10 protein-coding genes are annotated in these 22,862 nt (G+C 57.9%); 7 read left to right on the top strand and 3 right to left on the bottom strand.

Features of this window, described 5'->3' with window-relative positions; translation table 11 throughout:
* Nucleotides 1-2: 2 nt before the first annotated feature.
* From AB1724_00845 to AB1724_00835, 3 genes are all read right to left on the bottom strand, one after another.
* A complete protein-coding gene (locus tag AB1724_00845; GenBank protein MEW6076336.1) occupies nucleotides 3-11,291 on the bottom strand; it encodes a PilC/PilY family type IV pilus protein in 11,289 nt (3,762 codons plus the stop codon).
* Nucleotides 11,292-11,362: 71 nt separating this feature from the next.
* Nucleotides 11,363-11,923 carry a pilus assembly PilX N-terminal domain-containing protein gene (locus AB1724_00840; GenBank protein ID MEW6076335.1) on the bottom strand — a complete coding sequence of 187 codons (561 nt, stop codon included), beginning with the start codon at nucleotides 11,921-11,923 and terminating at the stop codon, nucleotides 11,363-11,365.
* Between the two features lie 30 nt (nucleotides 11,924-11,953).
* The gene (locus AB1724_00835; GenBank protein MEW6076334.1) at nucleotides 11,954-12,844 is read right to left on the bottom strand and encodes a PilW family protein; all 891 of its coding nucleotides are present in this window, start codon (nucleotides 12,842-12,844) and stop codon (nucleotides 11,954-11,956) included.
* Between the two features lie 696 nt (nucleotides 12,845-13,540).
* Between AB1724_00835 and AB1724_00830 the strand changes: the two genes are divergently transcribed.
* The 7 genes from AB1724_00830 to AB1724_00800 all read left to right on the top strand — a co-directional run bounded on the left by AB1724_00830 (nucleotide 13,541) and on the right by AB1724_00800 (nucleotide 22,856).
* On the top strand, nucleotides 13,541-14,239 hold the full coding sequence (locus AB1724_00830) for a LysE family transporter (GenBank protein MEW6076333.1): 699 nt from the start codon (nucleotides 13,541-13,543) through the stop codon (nucleotides 14,237-14,239).
* Between the two features lie 143 nt (nucleotides 14,240-14,382).
* Nucleotides 14,383-15,789 (top strand): thiolase family protein, encoded by a 1,407-nt coding sequence (locus AB1724_00825; GenBank protein MEW6076332.1) that lies wholly within the window; start codon nucleotides 14,383-14,385, stop codon nucleotides 15,787-15,789.
* Between the two features lie 47 nt (nucleotides 15,790-15,836).
* Nucleotides 15,837-16,574, top strand: a complete 738-nt coding sequence (locus AB1724_00820) for a nitroreductase family protein (protein ID MEW6076331.1) — start codon at nucleotides 15,837-15,839, stop codon at nucleotides 16,572-16,574.
* Entirely contained in the window at nucleotides 16,574-18,700 is a 2,127-nt protein-coding gene (locus AB1724_00815) for an AMP-binding protein (protein ID MEW6076330.1), read from the top strand. The genes AB1724_00820 and AB1724_00815 overlap by 1 nt, the downstream gene beginning before the upstream one ends.
* A gap of 11 nt (nucleotides 18,701-18,711) precedes the next feature.
* Nucleotides 18,712-20,214 (top strand): acyl-CoA dehydrogenase family protein, encoded by a 1,503-nt coding sequence (locus AB1724_00810; GenBank protein MEW6076329.1) that lies wholly within the window; start codon nucleotides 18,712-18,714, stop codon nucleotides 20,212-20,214.
* A 9-nt stretch (nucleotides 20,215-20,223) separates the two neighbouring features.
* Entirely contained in the window at nucleotides 20,224-21,726 is a 1,503-nt protein-coding gene (locus tag AB1724_00805) for an acyl-CoA dehydrogenase family protein (protein ID MEW6076328.1), read from the top strand.
* 11 nt (nucleotides 21,727-21,737) lie between these two features.
* Nucleotides 21,738-22,856: an acyl-CoA dehydrogenase family protein gene (locus AB1724_00800; GenBank protein MEW6076327.1), complete on the top strand. Its 1,119-nt coding sequence runs from the start codon at nucleotides 21,738-21,740 to the stop codon at nucleotides 22,854-22,856.
* Nucleotides 22,857-22,862 lie beyond the last annotated feature (6 nt).

Below are 22,862 nucleotides of genomic sequence, written 5' to 3'. Positions count from 1 at the left end.
GATCATTCATGCAGGACTCTTAAAAATTGCCAGTAAGCCACGCCAAGATGCTCTGAAGGAGGTTCTTTGCCTTTCTTTTCGTCGAAAAACATCTTTGTGTTATCTCCTTCAACAAAAACCGGCTTGTAAACAATATCAGGCAGTTCTTCGCGATTACTGCCATCGTCCTTGTCATCAATAACACCGTCATCATTGGTGTCCAGCACCTCTTCTTCCGGATTGCTTCCGTCGCAGGCCCGTACCAGCATCAGAAAGGAGTTACCGCCGGGCTTGCAGGGCGCCGGAGAAGGATCCAGCGAAACCATGATGGCCAGACCGGAACGGATGGTGGTATCGGCGATAACGCGTTCGCCGGTATTGGGCAGATCTAAATACCAGCCTGCATACCTGACGCCGGTATAACCGGCGCCATTGGCTTGCCAGGTGTCGGCGTCAAACCAGGCCCGCTGGTCGTCTGCGTCGTTGGGAATGCCATTGGGGTCTTTGTACTTGTCATACAGTTTGATTGCAGAGGTTTCGCTGAAAATACCGGACACGCTTCCAGCGGACTGCCCCTGCAGGGCGAAGGTAACCGGAGAAGATCCGCCCAGCAGGACCGGCAACTCGGCGTAGTCGGTCTTCCGTGAAGGGGCACCCAGCGGATAGTTTTTCGGATCGACGATGTCGCCGGTTTCCAGTTCCTCGGCCCAGTCCCAGACGCCGTAGATCGTCTGCTGCGAAGTGTCCTGGTGATCGCCTTGCGCAAAAAACTTGCCGGTGCCGAAGACCACGATATAGCCCTCGCGATTGGCCAGGCAGTGCCGCATGGCGCTTGGCTTGGCATAAATTGGCTGCGGGACGCCTTCATACTCGGCTTTAAACAACGGTTGAGGGGCCTCGGCCGTGCCATAGGCGACCTTCCAGCCTAACGACGTCGGGGCGGTCAGATCAAATTTCCACAGGTTACCCTGCATATCGCCGGCATAGATAAAGTCCAGCAGATTATCATAATTGACATCCGCGGCCATGGTAGAAGAGAGGCCGTTACAGCCCGTGGTAACCTCCGGATCTCCGGACTGGCTTCCGGCCAGGGTGTCAATCTTCCTCACTTCCACGATGGCGTTGTTGGCATCCAGCGTGAGAACATACAGCACGGCCCGGCCGTTCTTGCTGTCATAACCGTTGCCGAAAATCGCCAATCGTCCATACTGGTGCGGCACGACAATCGGTTTGGCAAAGGAGAAACCCATATCGTTGTCAATGCCGGGAGGGTACTCCCACAACACGTCGCTGGAATTGAAAGTCCCGGGACTGGTCACATCCAGGGCAAAATAGCCTTTGCCGCCCGCTCCCAGACCGCCGATCAGCAGCCCTGTCGAGTCTATAAAGGGGGTTGTATCCACGTAATACCGGTGTCTGTAATCGGGATCAGACAGGTAGGCCAGATTTTCGTACACAAGACTCGGGATATAGGCAAATACTTCCTGCCCACCGTCACTTGTAGACGCGGCGTCAAACGCATGAAGCATGCCGTCATTACCGCCGACGTAAAGGTAGTCATTACCGTCTGCGTACATAACGTGCACCGGCGCTGAATGGACGATATCGCCCAAACGGGAGACACGATCGCGCAGAGGGCCGCCATTATGCTCCTCCTGCGAGCGGTCGCCTTTCAGAAAATCGATCAGCCGTTGCCGTTCTCCGTCAGTGGTTCCCAGAAACTTTTTCTGTTCGGGAGACAGATTGCCCAGTTCAAAGGGCACACCGCTGGGTACGTCCGGATTATAGGTGAATATAGTCCGCGGATCGGCGCTTAAATCCCGTGCATCCAGAAGTCCTGCGGCCAGCCAGGTGGGGGTGGGGTTTATGGAGCCATCCAGATTGATCTTCCAGCTGCCCAGTTCCCCGAACCAGCCGGAAGTATTGAAAAAGGCGCGGTAAAGCTGGGTATCTTCCGTCAACTCCTGGGTACTGACCGCCACCGACGCGCCCGATCCCCGGCGATCTGAAATTTCATTTAAAATCGTCGACAAGGCATACGATAACTGCCGGACGTTGGAGGTGGCAAAATATTTTCCCCGTCCGTTAACCGAGGCATGGTACAGGTCGTCGATCTTCTCGAGGCATCCCTCATCTTTCTGGGGGATATACGGCCAGTAGGGTACGCAATTGCATGGCGCCGCCGCCGTGCAGGTTGCTCCGGAAAGACAGCCAGTCGAACTCGAATTAAAAGCATATGCCTTTGGATCAAGGGTACCGATGACACCGAAAGAAATACTGTAGGTAACGACGTGCTGATGACGGGCCGTGTCGTTGGCGGTGGTGGGCACGTTATCATCCAGTTCCGTCGCCAGATCCCTCTCATAATAATACATGGCCATATCCGCCAGCGTGTCACCCTGGCCATAAGCGTCGGCAAAGGGGGGGCCGTCAAAGGCGGTGTTCTGATTACCATCCTCGTCATCGATGCCCGGATTGGCCCCATTGTAATAGCCATCCGTCATCAAAATAATGAATGCCATCTGGCATTCGCCCCCTTCCTCCTCGCTGGCCCATGGGGAAGGCCTGCTGTCGTGAGCGGCATTATCAAAATAATCGCCGAGAGATCGATACGTCCGCAGCAGAGGCGTACCGCCGTTGGGTACGCCGGATTCAAGGATAAAGTCGATAACGCTCTGCCGGTTGGCGGGGCCGTCGTGGCCGCTGGCAGTGTCGACCTTGTCATCCACCAGAACCGGCTCGAAGAAGCCGCTGGCGGAATTGACGTTGATAGTCGTAACGCCGAGCTTGATGCCCGAAACATTTGACACCACCGAGACCAGCGTGTTGATGGCCGTCAGCATGCGGGTGCGGTAGTACTGGTACCAGTTGGCAAAATTCTGCCGCGCGGCATCCGCTTCAGCCGCCGAGCACTCCCGGTTGCCATCCTTCCAGGCCTGGGGAATAATCGCGTCATTCGGAACCGCTGACGCCGCCACCGGTCCGGTGACATGGTTGGCATCCAGTTCATTGTCCGCCGGTGGATTGATCCTGTAATAAGTTACGCTGGAATTGTTGACAAACACCAAATAGGGTCTCTGTTCGGTTGAGGACCAGGCATAGTAATGGGCTACCTTGACGTCAATCCCGCCTGCTCCGCTGAAGGTTTCAAATTTACTGTCCAGGTCCGTGGTCGGTGACGCATCCGGGTGTTGTCTGGGCCTCTGTTTGTTCGCGTTCGAATAATTCGGCCAGGGCGTGTATTCCACATTCGGGTTGTAATAAATCGTATTTTTCCCCGAATATTGGGCCTGCCAGTATTCATTATTTCCCGTGGTGCAGTCGGAGTAACCCTTGTAAAGCCCGTCCGCCTCCCCTGGGCACATGACATTCCACGACATGCTCCCGGAGTTATCCAGCAGCAGCATGACAATGGGCGGCGCGGAATCCACCTGGGTTTCCAGGGGGACGGCGGCTATATTCGCGCAGCCCCGGGTCGCGGTCGTGCCGCAGGGACGGTCTGCTCCGGAGCAGTCCTCGTCAATACCGTTGTCGCAAACATCAAAGGCTTCGGGATGAACATCCGCATCTTTGTCGTTACAATCGCTGGCGTCTATGACATAACCGACATCCAGCATGCAATCTTCCACATAGACGCCGGGATTACCGTATCCGTCGCCGTCATAATCCTGATAAGTCTTCTTATAATCTTCCTTGGGGACATCTTCATCGGAAGCAAAGTCGCAGTCATTATCCAGATGATCGCACAGATCCAGCACAAAGGGACGGATAGCGGGATTGGCGTCATCACAATCACCGCCGGCGGCCACGTAACCGGCAGGCTGAGAAACCTCTTTGATGTAAACCTCGGGGTTTCCGAATTTATCGCCATCAAGGTCCTGATACCAGAAGATACAACCTTCGTCTACGGCGCCGTCGCAGTCATTATCAATACCATCGCAGGTTTCCCTCACTCCTTTATGAATGGCAGCATCGGCGTCGTTACAGTCGCCGGGGACCGCCACGTACCCGGGCGGCCGGGTAAAATCAGAAATAGTGTGGACGGAGCCGTAACCGTCGCCGTCATTATCCTGATACCAGTCAGCGCAGCCCTCGTCTTGCGATCCGTCACAGTCATTGTCAATACCGTCGTCACAGACTTCGGCCACTCCGGGATTTACGTCGCTATCGGCGTCATTGCAATCCCCGCCCCTGTCGGTGTAATCATCCGGCCGGGTAACGGCTTCGATGACAGCGCCCGGCAGGCCGTAATTGTCGCCATCGAGGTCCTGATACCAGGTAATACACCCTTCGTCGGCGCTGCCGTCACAGTCGTTATCAACCCCGTCACCACAGACTTCGGTTACGCCGGGATTGACGGCGGCATTACTGTCCTCACAGTCTCCGTCTCTGGCCGCAAAACCGAGCGGTTGCAGAACGGCGGTGACAGCAATGGCGGAATCACCGTAAGTGTCGCCGTCAAGGTCCTGGTACCAGGCCACGCACCCTTCGTCGGCTCTGCCGTCACAGTCGTTGTCCGCGCCGTCGCAGATTTCAACGGCGGCGGGATTGACGGCGGTGTCAGCGTCATTGCAGTCTCCGCCTCTGCCGGCATATCCGGCCGGCTGAGTGACGGCTATCGTGGTGACGGCGTCATTACCGTAACCGTCAGCATCATTATCCTGGTACCAGGCCACACACCCTTCGTCCAGACCGCCGTCACAATCATTATCAACACCATCACAGACTTCCACGGCACCGGGATTGACGGCGGCATCATTATCATCACAATCCGTTCCGGCAGCGACATACCCTGCCGGTTGGCTCACGGCATCGACAGAGACGGCCGGGTCGCCATAGGCGTCGCCGTCACTGTCCCGGTACCATCGGACGCACCCTTCGTCCAGACCGCCGTCACAATCGTTATCAACGCCGTCGCCGCAGACCTCCGTAACGCCGGGATTAATAGCGGCATTAGCGTCATTACAGTCACCCGGCAGGGCTGCGTAACCGGCCGGCTGGAGATCTGCCCGGGTGGAAACGGCGGAGCCGAAATTGTCACCGTCATTGTCTCGATACCAAGCCGTGCAGCCCTCATCGATACCGCCGACACAGTTATTATCAATGCCGTCGCAAATTTCCGTCGCGCCGGGATTGACAAAAGCCCTGGCGTCATCACAATCCATGTTGTTGCTTACGTACCCGGCCGGCCGGATAGCGGACTGGGTGGAAACCGCCGGGTCTCCGTAACTATCACTATCATTGTCCAGGTACCAGACCTGGCAGCCGTCGTCCACGCCGCCGGCGCAGTCGTTGTCAAGACCGTCCCCGCACACCTCCGCCATGCCGGGATTGACGCCGGCATTGGTGTCGTCGCAGTCCGTGCCGTCGGACACATAGCCCGGGGGTTGAATGACGGTCGCCAGGGCAACACCGGCATTGCCGTAATTGTCACCGTCACTGTCCTGATACCAGGTCAGGCAGCCGTTATCCGCACCGTCGAGGCAATCGTTGTCCAGACCGTCCCCGCACACTTCCATGGCGCCCGGGTGGACGGCGGTGTTGGTATCGTCGCAGTCCGTGTCGTCGGACACATAGCCCGCCGGCTGGACAATGGCGTCCATGGGGGCACCGGGACCGCCAAAATTATCACCGTCGCTATCCGGATACCAGGTCAGGCAGCCGTTGTCCGCGCCGCCGAAGCAGTCATTGTCAAGACCGTCCGCGCACACCTCCGCCATGCCGGGATTGACACCGGCATTGGTGTCGTCGCAGTCCGTGCCGTCCGCCACGTAACCGGCCGGCTGGACAATGGCCACCACGGATACGGCGGAGTTGCCATAATTGTCGCCGTCCGCGTCTTCATACCAGGTCACGCAGGTCTCGTCCGTCCACCAGTTGCAGTTATTGTCGATGCCGTCGCACAACTCCGGAACCCCGGGATGAATGGCGGCATTGGTATCATCGCAGTCGTTCCAGTCGTAGACATAACCGGGCGGTCGGACCATGGCGTTGACCCAGACGGCACTATTACCGAAGGTGTCACCGTCGGCGTCCTGACACCACCCCTGGCAGCCCTCGTCCCACACCCCGTCGCAATCTTCATCGGTCATCCAGTTGTCGCAGACCTCCTGGGCGCCGGGATGGACGGCCGGATTGGCGTCATCACAATCCGTCCGGTCTTCCACGTATCCGGGCGGCCTGGTGACGGAGACAATCCAGACACTGGGGTTGCCGTAATTATCACCGTCGCCGTCCTGATACCAGGTCTGGCAGCCGTTGTCGGCGCCGCCGGCGCAGTCGTTGTCCAGGCCGTCCCCGCAAACCTCCGTCTGACCGGGATTGACAGCGGCATTGCCGTCATCGCAGTCGGTACTGTCCGGCACATACCCCGGCGGCTGAATAATAGACGTGACAAAAGACCCGGCATTGCCGTAATTGTCGCCGTCGCCGTCCTGGTACCAGATCACGCAGCCTTCGTCCTGGCTCCCATTGCAATTATTGTCGATGGCGTCACCGCACACTTCCGGAACGCCAGGATTGACGGCCGCGTTGCCATCATCACAGTCACCGGCCCGAGAGACGTAGCCAGCCGGCTGTCCGACAGCCATGGTGGTCTGGGTGGGATCACCGTAGGTATCGCCGTCCACATCCTTGAACCAGTTAACACAACTTATGTCGTCAATATTGCCGTCGCAGTCATTGTCAATACCGTCCCCGCACTTTTCCGACATGCCGGGATTCTTCAGCGGATTGGTGTCGTCGCAGTCGGTATTGTCGGGGACAAATCCGGGAGGCTGATAGGCGGCCGACTGGGAAACGCCGGCATTGCCGTAATTGTCGCCGTCACTGTCCTGGTACCAAACCAGGCAGCCTTCGTCCGTGCCGCCGTCGCAGTTGTTGTCCAGTCCGTCACCGCACACCTCCGCGACGCCGGGGTTTACTCCCGGATTAGTGTCGTCGCAATCGCCGGCCACGGCCACGTAACCGCCCGTCTGATCAACGGCCGTGAGGGTGACCCCGGCATTGCCGTAGCCGTCACCGTCGCCGTCCTGGTACCAGACCAGGCATCTCTCATCCACGGCGCCGTCGCAATCCTCGTCATTAATACCATCACAGACTTCCGTAGCGCCGGGATGAATCAACGGATCGGTATCATCGCAGTCCGTGCCGTCCATTACATAACCGGCCGGCTGGGTTTCGGATACCACTGACACGGCGGAGTTGCCATAATTATCACCGTCGCCGTCCTGATACCAGGTCACGCAGCCTTCATCTATGTTCCAGTTACAGTTGTTGTCCAGACCGTCACCGCAGATTTCCACGGCACTGGGATTGATTGCGGGATTGGTGTCATCGCAGTCCTTCCAGTCCAGGACATACCCGGGAGGCGCGGTCTGGGACACCAGCCAGATGGCGTTATTGCCGTAATTATCGCCGTCGGCATCCTGATACCACCACTGGCAGTTCTCGTCCCAGCTACCGTCACAGTCTTCGTCATTGGCCCAGGAGTCGCAGATCTCCGCGGCGCCGGGGTTCACGCCGGGATTGGCGTCATTGCAGTCGGTGTTATCAGGCACGTAGCCGGGCGGCTGGGTGAGAGAGGTCATGGACACGCCGGCATTACCGTAATTGTCACCGTCGGCGTCCCGGTACCAGGCCAGGCAGCCTTCGTCCGTACCGCCGGCGCAGTTGTTGTCCAGGCCGTCACAAACTTCCATCGCGCCGGGATGGACACCGGGATCGCCGTCATCGCAATCCGTCCGGTCGAACACATAACCGGCTGGCGGCGTGATGGCCGTGATAGACACGCCGGCATTGCCGTAATGATCTCCATCGGCGTCCTGATACCAAGTCAGACAGCCCTCGTCAACACCGCCGGCGCAGTTGTTGTCCAGGCCGTCATCGCACACTTCCGTCAACCCAGGGTTCACGGCGGCGTTAGTGTCATCGCAATCCGTCCGGTCAAGCACGTATCCGGCCGGCTGGGCAATGGAAATCATGGAAACCGCCGCGTTACCGTAACCATCGTCGTCGGCGTCCTGATGCCAGGCAACACAGCCCTCATCCACGGCGCCGTCGCAGTTATCATCCTTAATTCCATCGCAGACTTCCACGGCTCCGGGATGAACGAGCGAATCGGTGTCATCGCAATCCATGCCGTCCCTGACAAATCCGGCCGGCTGAGTGCTGGACACGGTGGACACGCCGGGATTACCGTAACCGTCACCATCAGCGTCCCTGTACCAGGTCAGACAGCCTTCGTCCGCATCGCCGGAGCAGTTGTTATCAATCCCGTCGCCGCAGACTTCCGGAGCGCCCGGATTTACAGCAGCGCTGGTATCGTCGCAGTCGGTATTGCCGTTGACGTATCCGGCCGGCTGCGCATTGGCATTGCTGGAGACTCCGGCATCGCCGTAAGTATCTCCGTCCGCGTCCCGATACCAGAGCATGCAGCCTTCGTCCACGATACCGTCACAGTCGTTGTCGCCGCCATCACAGACTTCCGCCACACCGGGATGAATAGCGGCGTCAGTATCGTTACAGTCACCGGCCATGCCAACGAAACCGGCCGGCTGGCTCACGGATTCGAAAGAAACGGCCGGGTCACCATAGGTATCGTCATCACTGTCCCGATACCACCGGACGCAGCCTTCATCCCGATCGCCGTCACAGTCGTTATCGATGCCATCGCATATCTCAGTGGCATCAGGATTGACGGCGGCGTTGGCGTCGTTGCAGTCACCGCTCCGGGCTGCGAAACCGGCCGGTTGCCCGATAGCCATCACGTAATCGGCAGTACCGAAGGTATCGCCGTCATTGTCCCGGTACCACCGGACGCAGCCTTCATCCACACCGCCGGCGCAATTATTGTCAGTTCCGTCATCGCAGACTTCCGCCTGATCAGGGTTTATATCGGCTCTGGTATCGTCACAATCACCGGCTCTCTCCACATACCCGGCTGGCTGGTCACCGGTATTGTCGGAGACATCGGGGTTACCAAAGGTATCACCGTCCGCATCCTGATACCATGTCATGCAGCCTTCATCAGTACTGCCGTCGCAGTCGTTATCCTCACCGTCATCGCAAGCCTCCTCCGCCCCGGGATTGATGGAGGCCTTGGTATCATCGCAATCATCGTCGTTATTGACATAACCGGCAGGCTGCATTATGGCTTCAGTGGAAACCGCCGGATTTCCATACCCGTCGCCGTCCGCGTCCTGATACCAGGCCTGGCAGCCCTCGTCTATAGACCCGTCGCAATCGCTGTCCATTCCGTCGCAGGCTTCCTCGGCACCGGGATGAGCGGCGGCATTGCTGTCATTACAATCGCTGCTATCGGCCACAAAACCGGCCGGTTGTTCAACCGCATTGACCGAAACGCCCGGATTTCCATATGTGTCGCCATCGGCATCCAGATACCATTCAAGGCAACCCTCATCCACTCCTCCGGCGCAGTTATTATCAATACCATCATTACATACTTCCGGCGCATCGGGATTGATGCTGATTCTGGTATCATCACAATCCCCGGGGACAAGCACATAACCGTCCCGCTTTTCACCGGTATACGAAACGGCCGGGTTGCCAAAAGTGTCGCCGTCATTGTCCTGATACCATCTCTGGATACAACCCTCGTCCACAAACCCGTTGCAGTTGTTGTCCACTTCGTCGCATACTTCCCGGGCGCCGGGGGAAATGGCGGCATTGGTATCGTCGCAGTCCGTACCCGCACCCACGTACCCGGTTGGTTGTACAGAAGCCGAAACAGAAACTGCAGGGTTACCAAAGCCGTCGCCGTCATTGTCAACGTACCAGAGCTGGCACCCTTCATCTGTGGTTCCGTCACAGTCATTATCCTTGCTGTCGGCACATACTTCAAATGCGTCAGGATTAACGGCGGCGTCACTGTCATCACAGTCCGTCCCGCTGTTCACATACCCGGCCGGCAGGTTAGTGTCCGCCACCGAAGCGGCCGGATCGCCATAACCGTCATGGTCATTGTCGTGATAAAAAATCTGGCACCCTTCGTCCGTAACACCGTTGCAATTATTGTCCACATTGTCGCATACTTCGGTTGCCCCCGGGTTGGCGGCGGCGTTGGTGTCATCGCAATCCATGTTGTTCAGCACATAACCCGGCGCGGCCACAACGCTGGTGTTCGCGGCATCGCCGTAACCGTCTCCGTCGCCGTCCCAATACCAGACCAGGCTTTCATCCGTCTCACCGTCGCAGTCGTTATCATGACCGTCGCCGGTAACCTCCAGGGCGCCGGGATGTGAGCCTGCGTCGGTATCATCACAATCCGTGCTGTTCCCGACGTAACCGGCGGGCTGAGCAAAGGCTGATACAGATACAGCGGCGTTGCCGTAACCGTCGCCGTCGCCGTCCTGATACCAGGTCTGGCACCCTTCGTTGGCTAAACCGTTGCAGTTCTCGTCCTTGTGCCCGGTATCGCAGACCTCCGCCGCCCCCGGGTTTATAGCGGCATCAGCGTCATCGCAATCCGTATTGCCGGAAACAAAACCAGCCGGCTGGCCGACAGCCTGCTGGGAAATAGCGGGATTGCCGTAACCATCTCCGTCGCCATCCTGGTACCAGGATTGACATCCCTCATCCACGCTACTGTCGCAGTCGTTATCTTTGCCGTCGCACACTTCCGTCGCGCCTGGGAAAATGGCGGCATCGCTATCGTTGCAGTCGCTGGAATCAGCCACATAGCCGGGTGGCCTGGAATTAGCCGTTTGGGAGACATTGAGATTGCCGTACCCGTCCCCGTCCAGATCGCGGTACCAGGGGACGCAGCCTTCGTCCGTGCTGCCGTCGCAGTCATTATCCAACGTGTCGCAAAATTCCGTAGCGCCAGAAAAAACCGCGCTGTTGGTGTCATCACAATCCGTATTGTCGACAACATAGCCGGCCGGCTGAACCAGGGAAACCGTGGATACAGCCGGGTTGCCGTGTAAATCGTTGTCGCTGTCCCGATACCAGGTCACGCAGCCTTCATCTGTGGTGCCGTCACAGTCATTATCAACGCTGTCACATACGTCCTGGACTCCCGGATGAATGGCGCTGTTAGCGTCATTGCAATCATCGCTGTTGGTGACATATCCTGACGGCCTTATGCGTCTATCCACATAAACAGAAGGATTTCCATAGCCATCACTGTCAGCGTCTCGATAAAAGCGAGCGGCCATGACCGCGGTTGCCAGAAACAGATCCAGAGCCAGCAGGACCAGCAAAAACAGAATTGGTTTTGTTAAACGCGCGCGGGCTGATTTGATGCCTGAAAACGAGCCCATAGAAACATGTCTGATTTCTTTAGCATTCATGTTATGTTCCAAGTTTGTTTTCCCCCTGTCGTTTTCTGTCACCCGCTTAATCCGGACGCCTTTTTCTCCGTCTAAAACCGCACCCTGTAACCGATCTTTACCACGACTTCATCAGCGTCATTTCTCGTGGGCCCAACCCCCCGGCCGTACACGGAAAACTGATACACGTTGGTGGGTTCATTCATATCTATAGGAACCCCAGAGGCAGGGCCTTCATACCTGGCCATGAAACCCGAGGCGTTTTCATTGCCGTTGGCCAGCATGGTCGGCACGAAAGATCCGTAATCTATGTAGCCGCCGTCGCCCCGGAAATCACCAAAATCGACATCCGCTCCAAAGTCAAAGTCCAGTTTGTGCCGCATCCAGGGGAGCTCTCTGGGCCGCGCCGTCAACTCGCCTACGACTGACGGGTCGTCTCTATAGTCCTCTATTAACTGGGCCGCCTGCCGGACAGCGGCTTCCGCAAGGTAAAAATTCTGCCGGTGAATGGTGTGGTTACGCGCAATGGCGCTTTCCACGATTGTATCGTTGATTGACATGAGACCGACAATCAGCAGCGTCATCATGACCATAAGGGCGATGGCGATGACCGAGCCCTTCTGATTACCAATGCGTGAAAATATACTGATCACGATTGCCCCCCCCATATTTAGTTTTTTTCGTTATCTCAACATATTCCGGCACTGGACGGTGGTTGTCAGCAATACGCGCCGGTTATGATCGTTAAACGGCCCCCAATTTGCTCCTGACAGGGCAGTGTAGACCTGTGTGTCAGTGTAACCGGGGGACTCAAACTCGCTTCGGGTCAGGATGGATATACCGACCTTGCGAATATTTCCCCGATCATCATCACTGGCATAGGTGGTGGCGGAAGCACCATTATCTAAAACATAAAAAAACTCCAACCGATCGATATCATTAGCGACCACTTCGGTCCTCCGGACATTGCCGGTGGCATCTTCCAGCAGGGTCCGCCGCAGTCGATCTCCGTCCAGCGAATACTGAATGGTTTCAAGTTCGTTGATTTCGTCAATATCGCCGTCGCCGTTATTGTCGACCCCGTCCTTTTCGTGTTTTTCATCAACCGTGCCGTCGCCGTTATTGTCGATTCTGTCATCCATTAAGTATTGACCAGCATAGGTAAACTGCAGCGTGGTTGAACCGGCGTTGGTTATGGTTCCGTCCGAAGGATTGGAAGGATCGTCGCTGAAACCGGCCAGCATGATATCCTGCGTCAGAAGAAACATGGCGGCGCGGCCATTCTGCTGCATATTCACCATCATCTGCTGGGCCCGACCGGTCTTGGTTTGAGACCAGTAGGCAGTCACTATCAGGACGATAACAATCGAGCCGACCGCCAGCGCCACCAGCAGTTCCGCCAGAGAAAAGCCGTCCTGGTCCAGCTTGTTATGGGTCTTGTTTCTTTTTTTACAGTATGCTGACCGCCAACCCCGACCGTACGGGCTAAAAGGGAGGGAAGAGCAGCCTTTACTTGCCCCCCAACGACCTGACTGCAACAACCCACGGCGTGAAAACAGGATCTCACTAACCAATCGTCCCTCCCGATCGTTAATGGTGGGCAGCTTAATGCCCTTATAGTGAATTACGGAAAATTGTTTATCTATTTGTCCCCGCCCTGTATTTTTCCCTATTCAAAAAAAAAGTCAATTATTTTTATTGTTTTTTTTGTATACCATTCTTTTTTTTCCGACCGGGTTTTATTGTATTTTGAGTAGAATCTATACTTTATTATATGCAGGAATTTATATTTCTTAATAAAATTCAATTTGTTATAAAAGTAGGCGACCAGATCGGCGCATTCATTTAAAAATTCAGTTATAATTCTAAATTCATTTAAATATTTATATAATATTAATTTTACCGACTTAAGTTTATTCGTTTTCGACAACGGTCTACCAAACTGACAACAGGATGCCGGACGGGGGTTTTCGCAAAAGGCCACGGTGACCGAAAATAGTCATAACCCAAAATGAATACCGCCGCTGTCTTCACCAGGCGAAAACACCCCTCGCCGTTTCTTTTGAATCGCCAGGCCATCTCTCCCAGAATGTCCATCAACGTGCCGCACCTGAAAAAGAATTGACAAAAATAGCCATCTTGCTATAGGGAAAAGCCATAACATCTATTTATCATCCGTTTCTCCAGATTATCCATGAATGTCAGCGCATGATTGTGGATAGAACGGGAAATGAATCCGGCGTCTTGAAATACGCCGGCGGTTGCAGCATATGGATTTATCGGCCTTCTTCACCGTCATGTCTCTTTCCTTTGTCGTCGCCCTGACCGGGGCCATGGCGCCGGGCCCCCTGTTGACCTACACCATCGTCCAGTCGGCCCGCACCCGTAAGCGGGGATACCTGGTGGGCGTATGGGTGATCGTTGGCCATGCCCTGATCGAAGCGGCCATTATCCTCCTGCTGCTGGCCGGCTTTTCCATGGTTCTTCAAAAAGATATCGCCGCTAAAATTATCGGTTTGACCGGCGGCGCCCTGCTGGTCATGTTCAGTTTGATGATTATCCGGGATCTGTACCGCGAAAAAATTCCCGATGAGTTCACCGGGGAGCCCCCCGAACCCGAGGCCGTGGAAAATCGGGCGCTGATCAAAAAGGCCCTCCGCCACCCGGTGACCGGCGGCGCCCTGGTATCCATGTCCAACCCCTACTGGTGGATCTGGTGGGCCACTATTGGTTTCGCCTTCATGATGCAGTTCAACGTCTCCTTCGACAACCTTTCCGGATTTTTTGCTTTTTTTATCGGCCATGAGGCCGGTGACCTGGCCTGGTATGCGCTGGTCTCGGTCCTATCTTACTGGGGTATCCGCCGGCTGAACCGGAAAGTATATTATGCCACCCTGGGTTGCTGCGCCGTGTTTATGGCGGGATTCGGGGTTTATCTGGGGATTTCGCCGTTTCTTGCCGCCGGCTGAGCACATTTATTCCGGCTTATTTTTTTGCAGTCGTAGAATTTTTTATTGACAATTCCCGGCTGCCCGGCTATAACTATCGTCACAGGCTGAATAGTTTCGCCCGTTTTGCTTACGTTGACCGCAACCATTGACGAGGAAAAGACATGAGAGACGTGTATGTGATCGGTTCGCATATGATCAAATTCGCCAAATACATGGACAAGGGCATCAAGGACCTGACCGCCATGACCGTGCTCGACTGCCTCAAGGACGCCGGCCTCGGGAAAAAAGAGATCCAGGCCCTCTGGTTTTCCAACTCCGGGTGGGGGTTCGGCAAAGGCCAGGACTGCATCCGCGGGCAGGTCGCCCTGCGGCCCATCGGCATCGACACCATTCCCATCACCAACGTGGAAAACGCCTGCGCCAGCGGTTCTACGGCCTTTCATCACGCCTGGCTGGGAGTAGCCAGCGGCCTGTATGACGTCACCATGGCGGTGGGCGCGGAAAAACTGTACAGCCCCAACAAAACGGCCATTTTCGCCGGTTTTCTGGGCGGCATCGATATTGAAAACTGCGTTCAGATCGCCAAAAGCCTCTCCGTCTACGCCCTGGATGAAACCGAAAAAAAACGTTTGGAATCTTTTAAAAACAAATATCAGCCGGCGGTTAGCGCCGCCAGCCGGCCCCGAAAAAAGAAGCCGGTCAGGGAGCGGATCAGGGAAACCAAAGACAAACTGGCGGTCGGTGTCATGCTGGGAGAAAAACTGGGCTATGACGTCGTCAAACAGATGAGCAAACTCTCGACCGGCGACCATTCCCCCTTCATGGACGTTTACGGATTCGCCGCCCGCCAGCACATGAAAAAATTCGGCAGTACCATTGAGCAACTGGCACTGATCGCCTCCAAGAATCACGCCAACGGCGCCCTCAACCCCCTGGCCCAGTACACCTTCGAGGTTCCCGTGGAAAAAGTGCTGGCTGACCGCATCGTCAGCTTCCCCCTGACCCGGGCCATGTGTGCGCCCATCGGCGACGGCGCCGCCTCGGCCGTCCTCTGTTCGGAAGAGACGGTCAAAAGGCTGGGGGTTTCCGGCCGGGCGGTGCGCATCCGGGCTTCCATTCTGGGGTCGGGCCAGGACCGGGCCTTTGATTCCGACCTGCCGGATATCGGCGAACGCCTGTCCAAACGAGCTTACGAAGCCGCCGGCCTCGGCCCGAACGAGATGAACATGGCCGAAGTCCATGACGCCACCGCTTACGGCGAGCTGGTCCAGGCCGAAAACCTCGGCTTCTGCCCCCGGGGCGAAGGCGGCCGGCTGGCCGAATCCGGCGCCACCCGAATCGACGGCCGGATTCCCATCAACACCAGCGGAGGCCTCATTTCCCGGGGTCATCCCATCGGCGCTTCCGGACTGGCCCAGATCTTCGAACTGGTCTGTCAGCTCCGGGGAGAAGCCGGCAAACGGCAGGTGAAAAACTGCCGCCTGGCCATCGCCGAGAACGGCGGCGGCGCCCTGGGCAGCGAAGAGGCGGCCATGTGCATGCATATCCTGGAAGCGCCGTCCAGATAACAACGACGCGCAAACAGCCATATCAGAACGGATCAAGGAGCCTGACTATGTCCAGCAAGAACCAGTCGGACAAACCGGACTTAACCCAATGGACGCCGGTGGAAGAGGTGATTTTCAAGCGGCGCAGCATCCGCGCCTTTAAAAGGGAGCCCCTGCCGGATTCCATGATCCGCCGGATACTGGAGGCGGGACGGTTCGCGCCCTCGGCCGGCAACTCACAGCCCTGGAAATTTGTCGTGGTCAAGAGCCCGGAAATTCTGGAGGAAATGGAAAAAGACGCCGTCAAGGTAACCAAGCTGCTGATGTGGTTCATCGACTACACCCGCAGCCCAACCCGACGACTTTTGTTAAAGCCTCTGTCCAAGCTGTTTATCCGCCTGAATGCCAATCAGCTTCATCCGGTTCCCATGGGCTTGCTGAGCGCCATCGCCAGGGACGAATGCCCGGTCTTTCACCATGCCCCGACCCTGATCCTGCTGCTGGAGGACCGGCGGGGCGTGTCCAGTCCGCCGACCGATATCGGCATCTGCGGACAGAACATGGTGCTGGCGGCGCACAGCCTGGGCGCGGGTTCCTGCTGGCTGGGCATGATCAAGCTGCTGATGGTTCTGCCTAAATGGAGAAAAAAGTTCGGTGTCAGCTACCCATACAAATTGAACGACTGCATTGCCGTGGGCTGGCCAAAGGTCAAGGCCGACGATCAGGTGCCCCGAGAGAAACAGGTGGTGCAGTGGTTTGTCGGCGGCCTGGAAACGCCGCCCCGAATTGAAATACAGGGGGAATAATGAATGCGTTAACCGTAAAGCCCTGGACAAAGATACCCGATTATATCAATCCCGAAGAAATGACCACCGGTCTGCTCGGGTTTGACGATGAAAAATGCAAACGGTGCGGCATCTGCTCCTTCATCTGCCCGGCCCGGTCCATCAGAAACGACCAGGGCCCCATGAACTGGAAGGAAGGGCTGCCCTGGTTGAGCGTCATCGCGCCCGGCGTGACCAACTGCGTCTCCTGCGGCTGCTGCCTGGCCGCCTGCCCGGAAGGGGCCATCACCATTGAACGCGGATTCAACCCCGGTTTCTATTTTCAGCGGCTAACCCAGACAGCCGACCTGGCCTATCCGAGATTATACCTGGAGACGGAAGAAAGACCGGCCGAAAATCCGCCGGAGCCTGACCCGAACATGCTGAACCCGAAGTACGGACTGCGGGAAAAGCTGCTGATGAAGAAAAACAGCCTGAAAATCGCCGGCCAGGCCATAACGGGCGTGACCGCCTTTTTCGCGGCCCAGGCCCGCCGGGGCCGGCTTCTGCCCACCCTTAAAGGGGTCCTGGGCAAGGAAGCCATTGACATTTCCTGGTCCGACCTGCTGGAGATAGACGCCGCCGAAGTGCCCGACAAACCCTTTCTGCTCTACCGGGACGAGTCCTACACCTACCGGCAGATGGACGAAAACGCCAACCGCCTGGCCCACTTCCTGATGGAGCAGGGCGGCGGCCGGGGCCGGGGCGTGGGCATCTTCATGAAGAACTCTCCCCGCTTTCTGGACATCTTCTTCGGCTGCCAGAAGATCGGCATGTATGCCGTTCCCATCAATCCCGAACTCAAGGCCGACGGCCTGGCCTATGTCGTCAACCACAGCGACATCCATCTGCTGGTCATCGACGCCGAACTGCTGGATGTCATCACCGCCGCCCGGGATAAATTCGAAAAAATAAACGATATCATCGTCGATGACATGGAAACGGAAGCCGCGGGCATCCCCGTCCCCGCCGACATGCTCCCCTTGAGCCGGGCCTACGCCGACTATCCGGCCGCCAACCCCGGTATCGGCCATAACCCGGACGACATCTGCATGATCCTGTACACTTCCGGCACCACCGGCCCGCCCAAGGGCGTCGTCTACCGGTACAAGAAGACATCGGTGACCATGATGTGCCTGGCGGCGCACCTGATGATGCGCAAAAGCGACATCTATTATACGGCGTTCGCCCTCTGCCACGGCAACGCCCTGCTGACCACGACCACCATGACCATGGGCATTCAGGGAACCATGGCCATGGCCCGGAAATTCTCCGCCAGCCGCTTCTGGGACGACATCCGCCGGTACCGGGCCACGGTCTTCAACACCATCGGGTCCATCATTCCCATTCTCATGAAACAGCCGGAACGACCCGAAGACTCACAGAATCAGGTGCGCTACGTGGCCTCCGCCGGCTGCCCGCCGGAGATGTGGGCCCCGTTTGAGAAGCGCTTCGGCGTCCAGCTGTACGAAGCTTACGGCGCGGTGGACGGCGGCGGCAAAGGCGTCTTCAACTTCGGCAACGCCCCGGTCGGCTCCCTGGGGAAAATCCCCCGGGTGGTGAAATACCGGTTGGTGGACGAAAAGGGCCTGGACGTGCCGACCGGCGTCCCCGGTGAGCTGCTCTTTGAAGCCAAAAAAGAGAAAAGCCGGGTAGAGTACTATAAAAATGAAGAGGCTTCCAAAAAGAAGTCCGGCGACGGCTGGCTGCACACCGGCGACCTGATCAAACAGGACATCAACGACTTTGTCTATTTTGTCGGCCGTAACACCGAGTCCATGAGAAAGGGCGGGGAGAACGTCTCCGCCTATGAAGTGGAACAGGTCATCATGGATCATCCGGCGGTGGAGGAGGTGGCGGTCTACGCCGTTCCCTCGGAACTGGCCGAGGACGAGATCATGGCCGCCATCCGGCCGGTGGAAGGCAAAATCGTGGATCCGGCCGAGCTGGTCCGGTTCCTGTCCGATAAGCTGGCCAAATTCGCCATTCCGCGGTACATCCGTCTGGTCGACGAATTTCCCAAGACCAATTCGCACCGGATCATCAAGCGGGTTCTGGAACGGGAAGGGGTTACCCCGGACACGTTCGACGCCCAGAAAAAGAAGTAGAAGGGACAAGCATGCTGTCGCGCGCGGAAGAAAAATCCCTGCTGGCGAAGTCGCCCGCTTTTGACGACATGTTCGTCAGCCTCAGCTCGGCCCCGAAACTGCCGGCCGGTCTGGTCCGGGAAACCCGGCAGGTCATGGCCCTGGCCCGCAAGTTCAACGATGAAGTGGTCCGGCCCTATGTGCGGGAACTGGATCTGGCCATGCACGACAATCCGGATTTCCTCCCCTACGAATTCGTCTCCAGGGCCAACGAGTGGGGACTCTACACCCTGTGGATTCCCCGCCTGTTCGGCGGCCGGGGGTATAATATGGCCTCGATGTCGGTCTTCGTGGAGGAGATCGGCTCGGTCTGTCTGGCCATGGCCAACCTCATCGGCGTCCATTACCTGGGCGTAGCCACCCTCTGCGCGCCCTGGAACGTGCGCATGATCAACCGCGTCTGCCGGGACGTGGCGGCCGGAGAAAAATCCGGGGTGCCCTGCCTGATCTCCCTGGCTATTACCGAGCCCGGCGCCGGCACGGACGTGGAGGAGGTGGACCTGTCGGACAAGGGCAACATCACCTGCCACGCCAAACGGGTGGACGGCGGCTACCTGGTCAACGGTTCCAAGATTTTCATTTCCAACGGCCATATCTCCACCTGGCACATGCTCATCGCCTACACGGACCTGAAAAAACCGTCGGAAAACACCGTCATGATGGCGGTCAGGACCGGCACCAAAGGGTTTTCCTTCGGCCGCATGGAGCACAAGATGGGTCAGAAAGGCTGCCCGGCCAGCGAACTGATCTTCAAGGACTGCTTCATAGCGGACGAAGATGTCTGTTACGACTGGAACCAGGCAGCGCCGCCGAAGCGCGGCCGCAAGGCAGCCACCCAGCAGGTCATCGATTTCGTGGTCTCGGCCACCCGGGCCGGCGTCGGCGCCTTTGCTACCGGCGCGGCCCGCGGGGCGTTTGAGGAAGCCCTGGCCTTTGCCGCCGAAACCAGAGTCAACGGCAGGCTGCTGATCAACCACGAATGGGCCCAATCCCTGCTGGCCGAGATGTACAAGAACGTGGTCACCTCCCGGCTGGCCTACATGGAAACCAATTACGCCAACGGCCTGTACGGATTTTTCCGGCTCATGCATCAGAAACTGATTTTTTACTATCTCAAGCATGTTCCCACCATCATCATTGAAAAATTCATTGCCCCGCTCCTGGATTCCCCGACTGTCACCCGGATCTTCCGCCATGTCATGGCCGACCGCCAGACCGATGACGAGATTCACCGCTGCTCCGGGCTGGCCTCACTGGCCAAGTTCGCGTCTTCCGATGCCGGTATCCGCAACTGTCACCTGGCCCTGGACCTCATGGGTCAGGCCGGCCTGCGGCACGACCGCCGGGCCGAAAAATTCCTGCGCGACGCCAAGCTGCTCCAGATTTACGAGGGCACCAACCAGCTCAACCGACTGAACCTATTCAAGTGCCTGATCGGCCGGGATTATCCCCAGGCAAACGTTTTTGAGGAATAGGACATTGCCATGCTTTCACGGTCAGCCGTAAAAGACCAGGTCAACCGCGAACCCCGCTTTGACGACATCATGAACACCCTCATGGCCCAGCCGGCCCTGCCCCGCCCCGTCGTCAGGGAAGTTCGCCGGGCCGTGGCCGTGGCCCGCAAGTTCAACGACCAGAACGTCCGGCCGGGCGCCCTGGAACTGGACCGCCGGATGCACGAAGATCCGTCTTACCTGCCCTGGGACTTCGTCACGGAGGCGGGCCGGTGGCGTTTCTACTCCATGTTCCTGCCCAAGATGTTCGGAGGGCTTGGCGTGGCCGCCCTGGCCGCGCCGCCGGTAGCCGAGGAACTGGCCTCGGCCTGCCTGGGCATGGCCAACCTGATCCTGGTCCATTACCTGGGCGTGGCGGCCCTGGCCTGCACCCTGAACACGCGGCTGATGAACCGGATCTTCCGGGACGTGGCCGCCGGTGAGGAGAGCGGCCGGCCCTGCCTCATCTCCACCGCCATTACCGAGCCCGGGGCCGGCACGGACGTGGAGGAGACCGAACTGGTGGACCGGGGCCGCGTGACCTGCCACGCGAAAAAAGTGGACGGCGGCTACCTGGTCAACGGCACCAAGGTCTTTATCTCCAGCGGCCATCTCTCCACCTGGCATATCCTCATCGCCTACAGCGATCTGGACAAGCCTTCGCGCAACACGGTGGTCATGGCCGTCCGCAACGGCATGAAGGGATTCTCCTTCGGCAAGATGGAAAAAAAGATGGGCCAGAAGGGGTGCCCGGCCAGCGAACTGGTTTTCGACGACTGTTTCGTCCCGGACGAATATGTCTGCGGGTCGCCGGATGATATCGCCTTCAAGGGCATGGACAAAAAGGATGTCATCCAGTTGCTGCTCGATGACGTCCTGTCCGCATCCCGGGCAGGCGTGGGCGCCCTGGGAGCGGGCGCGGCCCGGGGGGCCTTTGAAGCCGCCCGGGACATGGCCGCCAGTGAAAAAATCAACGGCCGGCTCCTGATCAATCATGAATGGGCCCAGTGCCTGCTGGCCGAGATGTACAAAAACGTGGTTTCGGCCCGGCTGACCTACATGGAGTCCAACTATGCCAACGGGCTGTACGGTGCTTCCGCCGACCTTCAGGCCCGGCCGGCGTACTACTATATGAAGCTGACGCCCCGCGCCTGGTTCGACCGGGTCGTGTCGGGCTGGCTGGAAAAACCGGCCGCCACCCGACTGATGCGCAGCCGGCGGTTCCGTCAGCACGATGAAGACAACACCCTGCGGGTGGCCGGCCTCGGCTCCCTGGCCAAATTCTTCGGCACCGACATGGGCATTAAAAACTGCCACCTGGCCCTGGACCTGATGGGCCAGGCCGGCCTGCGGCACGACCACCGGGCTGAAAAATTCCTGCGCGACGCCAAGCTGCTGCAGATCTACGAGGGCACCAACCAGCTCAACCGGCTGAATGTCTTTAAATGCCTGATCGGAAGGAATTACCCGCAGGCAAAAGTTTTTGATGAATAGTGGAGGATGATATGATTGCCGCCGACAACAAGGAATTGAAGCTGCTCAATAAAAGCGCCATAGAATTCGCCAGAAAAGAACTGGCTCCCAACCGGGAGGAAAACGACAGGTTTCCCTTCGGTCCCTTCTTCGATGGCGTGCTGGACAAAGCGTTTGCGGCGGACTTCTTCCACACCACCCTGCCCGAGGAATCCGGCGGCATCGGTCAGGGGATCCGCGCCCTGTGCATCCTGCTGGAAGGCCTCTGTCAGGAGGACAGCAGCTTGGGCGGCATCATCTATACCAACGCCGCCGCCCAGGAAATCATGCTGGCGGCCGGCGCCGGCGAGCTGCTTAAAAAGAAAATCAGCGGCGCCGGGACAGCCAAAGAATTCCTGATCGCCCTGCCGGTCTTCAACAACCCCGGCGAAGACGACCACGTGATCCGGGCGGAAAAAAAGGACGATCAGTACCGCCTGTCCGGGGATATCGAATATGTCGTCCTGGGCGGGATGGCCGGTCACGCCCTGATCCCGGGCGTTATCGCCGGGCAGAAGAAGTATTCCTTTTTCCTGGCGGCCCTGGACCAGAAAAGCCTGACCATCAGCCCGCCGGTTCACAGCCTGGGCCTGCATGCCTGCCCGGCGGTGGATATTTCATTGAAAGACGCCACGGGTGAACTGATCGGCCAGGAGGAGGAAGGCGCCGTTTATTTTGAAACCATGGCCGACCGGATGTCGGTGGCGGCCGCGGCCATGTCCACGGGCATCATGAAAGGCGCCTTCAAGGAGGCCTTTGACTACAGCAAGGCCCGGTCCCAGGGCGGCCGCGAGATCATCAACTGGTCGGAAATCCAGATGATCCTGGCCAACATGGCCGTCATGACGAAAAACGCGGAACTGGCCGTGGCCCGGGCCTGCCAGGCTGTTGACGCCGGGGAAAAAGGCTGGGAGTCGTGCAGCCGGGCCGTGGCCATCCATGTCCAGGCCATGGCCGGTGACCTGACCACCGACGGCATCCAGGTCATGGGCGGCGTCGGCTACATGAAGGATTTCGGTCAGGAGAAGCGCTTCCGCGACGCCCGTCACATCCAGTCCCTGCTGGGCATGGTGCCCATGAAAAAGATCAACTTCATCAGGAAAATGATCTGAAAAAGG

The organism is Thermodesulfobacteriota bacterium (genome assembly GCA_040753795.1).
In the GTDB taxonomy this organism is placed as follows: Bacteria; Desulfobacterota; Desulfobacteria; order Desulfobacterales; family Desulfosudaceae; genus JBFMDX01.
Note: the sequence above shows the minus strand (reverse complement) of the source record. Positions and strands in the feature narration are given on the sequence as shown.

What these genes read in the sequence shown, in the direction of transcription:
- AB1724_00845 (MEW6076336.1), bottom strand. Translation starts at nt 11,291, where the DNA reads ATGAATGCTAAAGAAATCAGACATGTTTCTATGGGCTCGTTTTCAGGC.
- AB1724_00830 (MEW6076333.1), top strand. Translation starts at nt 13,541, where the DNA reads ATGGATTTATCGGCCTTCTTCACCGTCATGTCTCTTTCCTTTGTCGTC.
- AB1724_00825 (MEW6076332.1), top strand. Translation starts at nt 14,383, where the DNA reads ATGAGAGACGTGTATGTGATCGGTTCGCATATGATCAAATTCGCCAAA.
- AB1724_00820 (MEW6076331.1), top strand. Translation starts at nt 15,837, where the DNA reads ATGTCCAGCAAGAACCAGTCGGACAAACCGGACTTAACCCAATGGACG.
- AB1724_00815 (MEW6076330.1), top strand. Translation starts at nt 16,574, where the DNA reads ATGAATGCGTTAACCGTAAAGCCCTGGACAAAGATACCCGATTATATC.
- AB1724_00810 (MEW6076329.1), top strand. Translation starts at nt 18,712, where the DNA reads ATGCTGTCGCGCGCGGAAGAAAAATCCCTGCTGGCGAAGTCGCCCGCT.
- AB1724_00805 (MEW6076328.1), top strand. Translation starts at nt 20,224, where the DNA reads ATGCTTTCACGGTCAGCCGTAAAAGACCAGGTCAACCGCGAACCCCGC.
- AB1724_00800 (MEW6076327.1), top strand. Translation starts at nt 21,738, where the DNA reads ATGATTGCCGCCGACAACAAGGAATTGAAGCTGCTCAATAAAAGCGCC.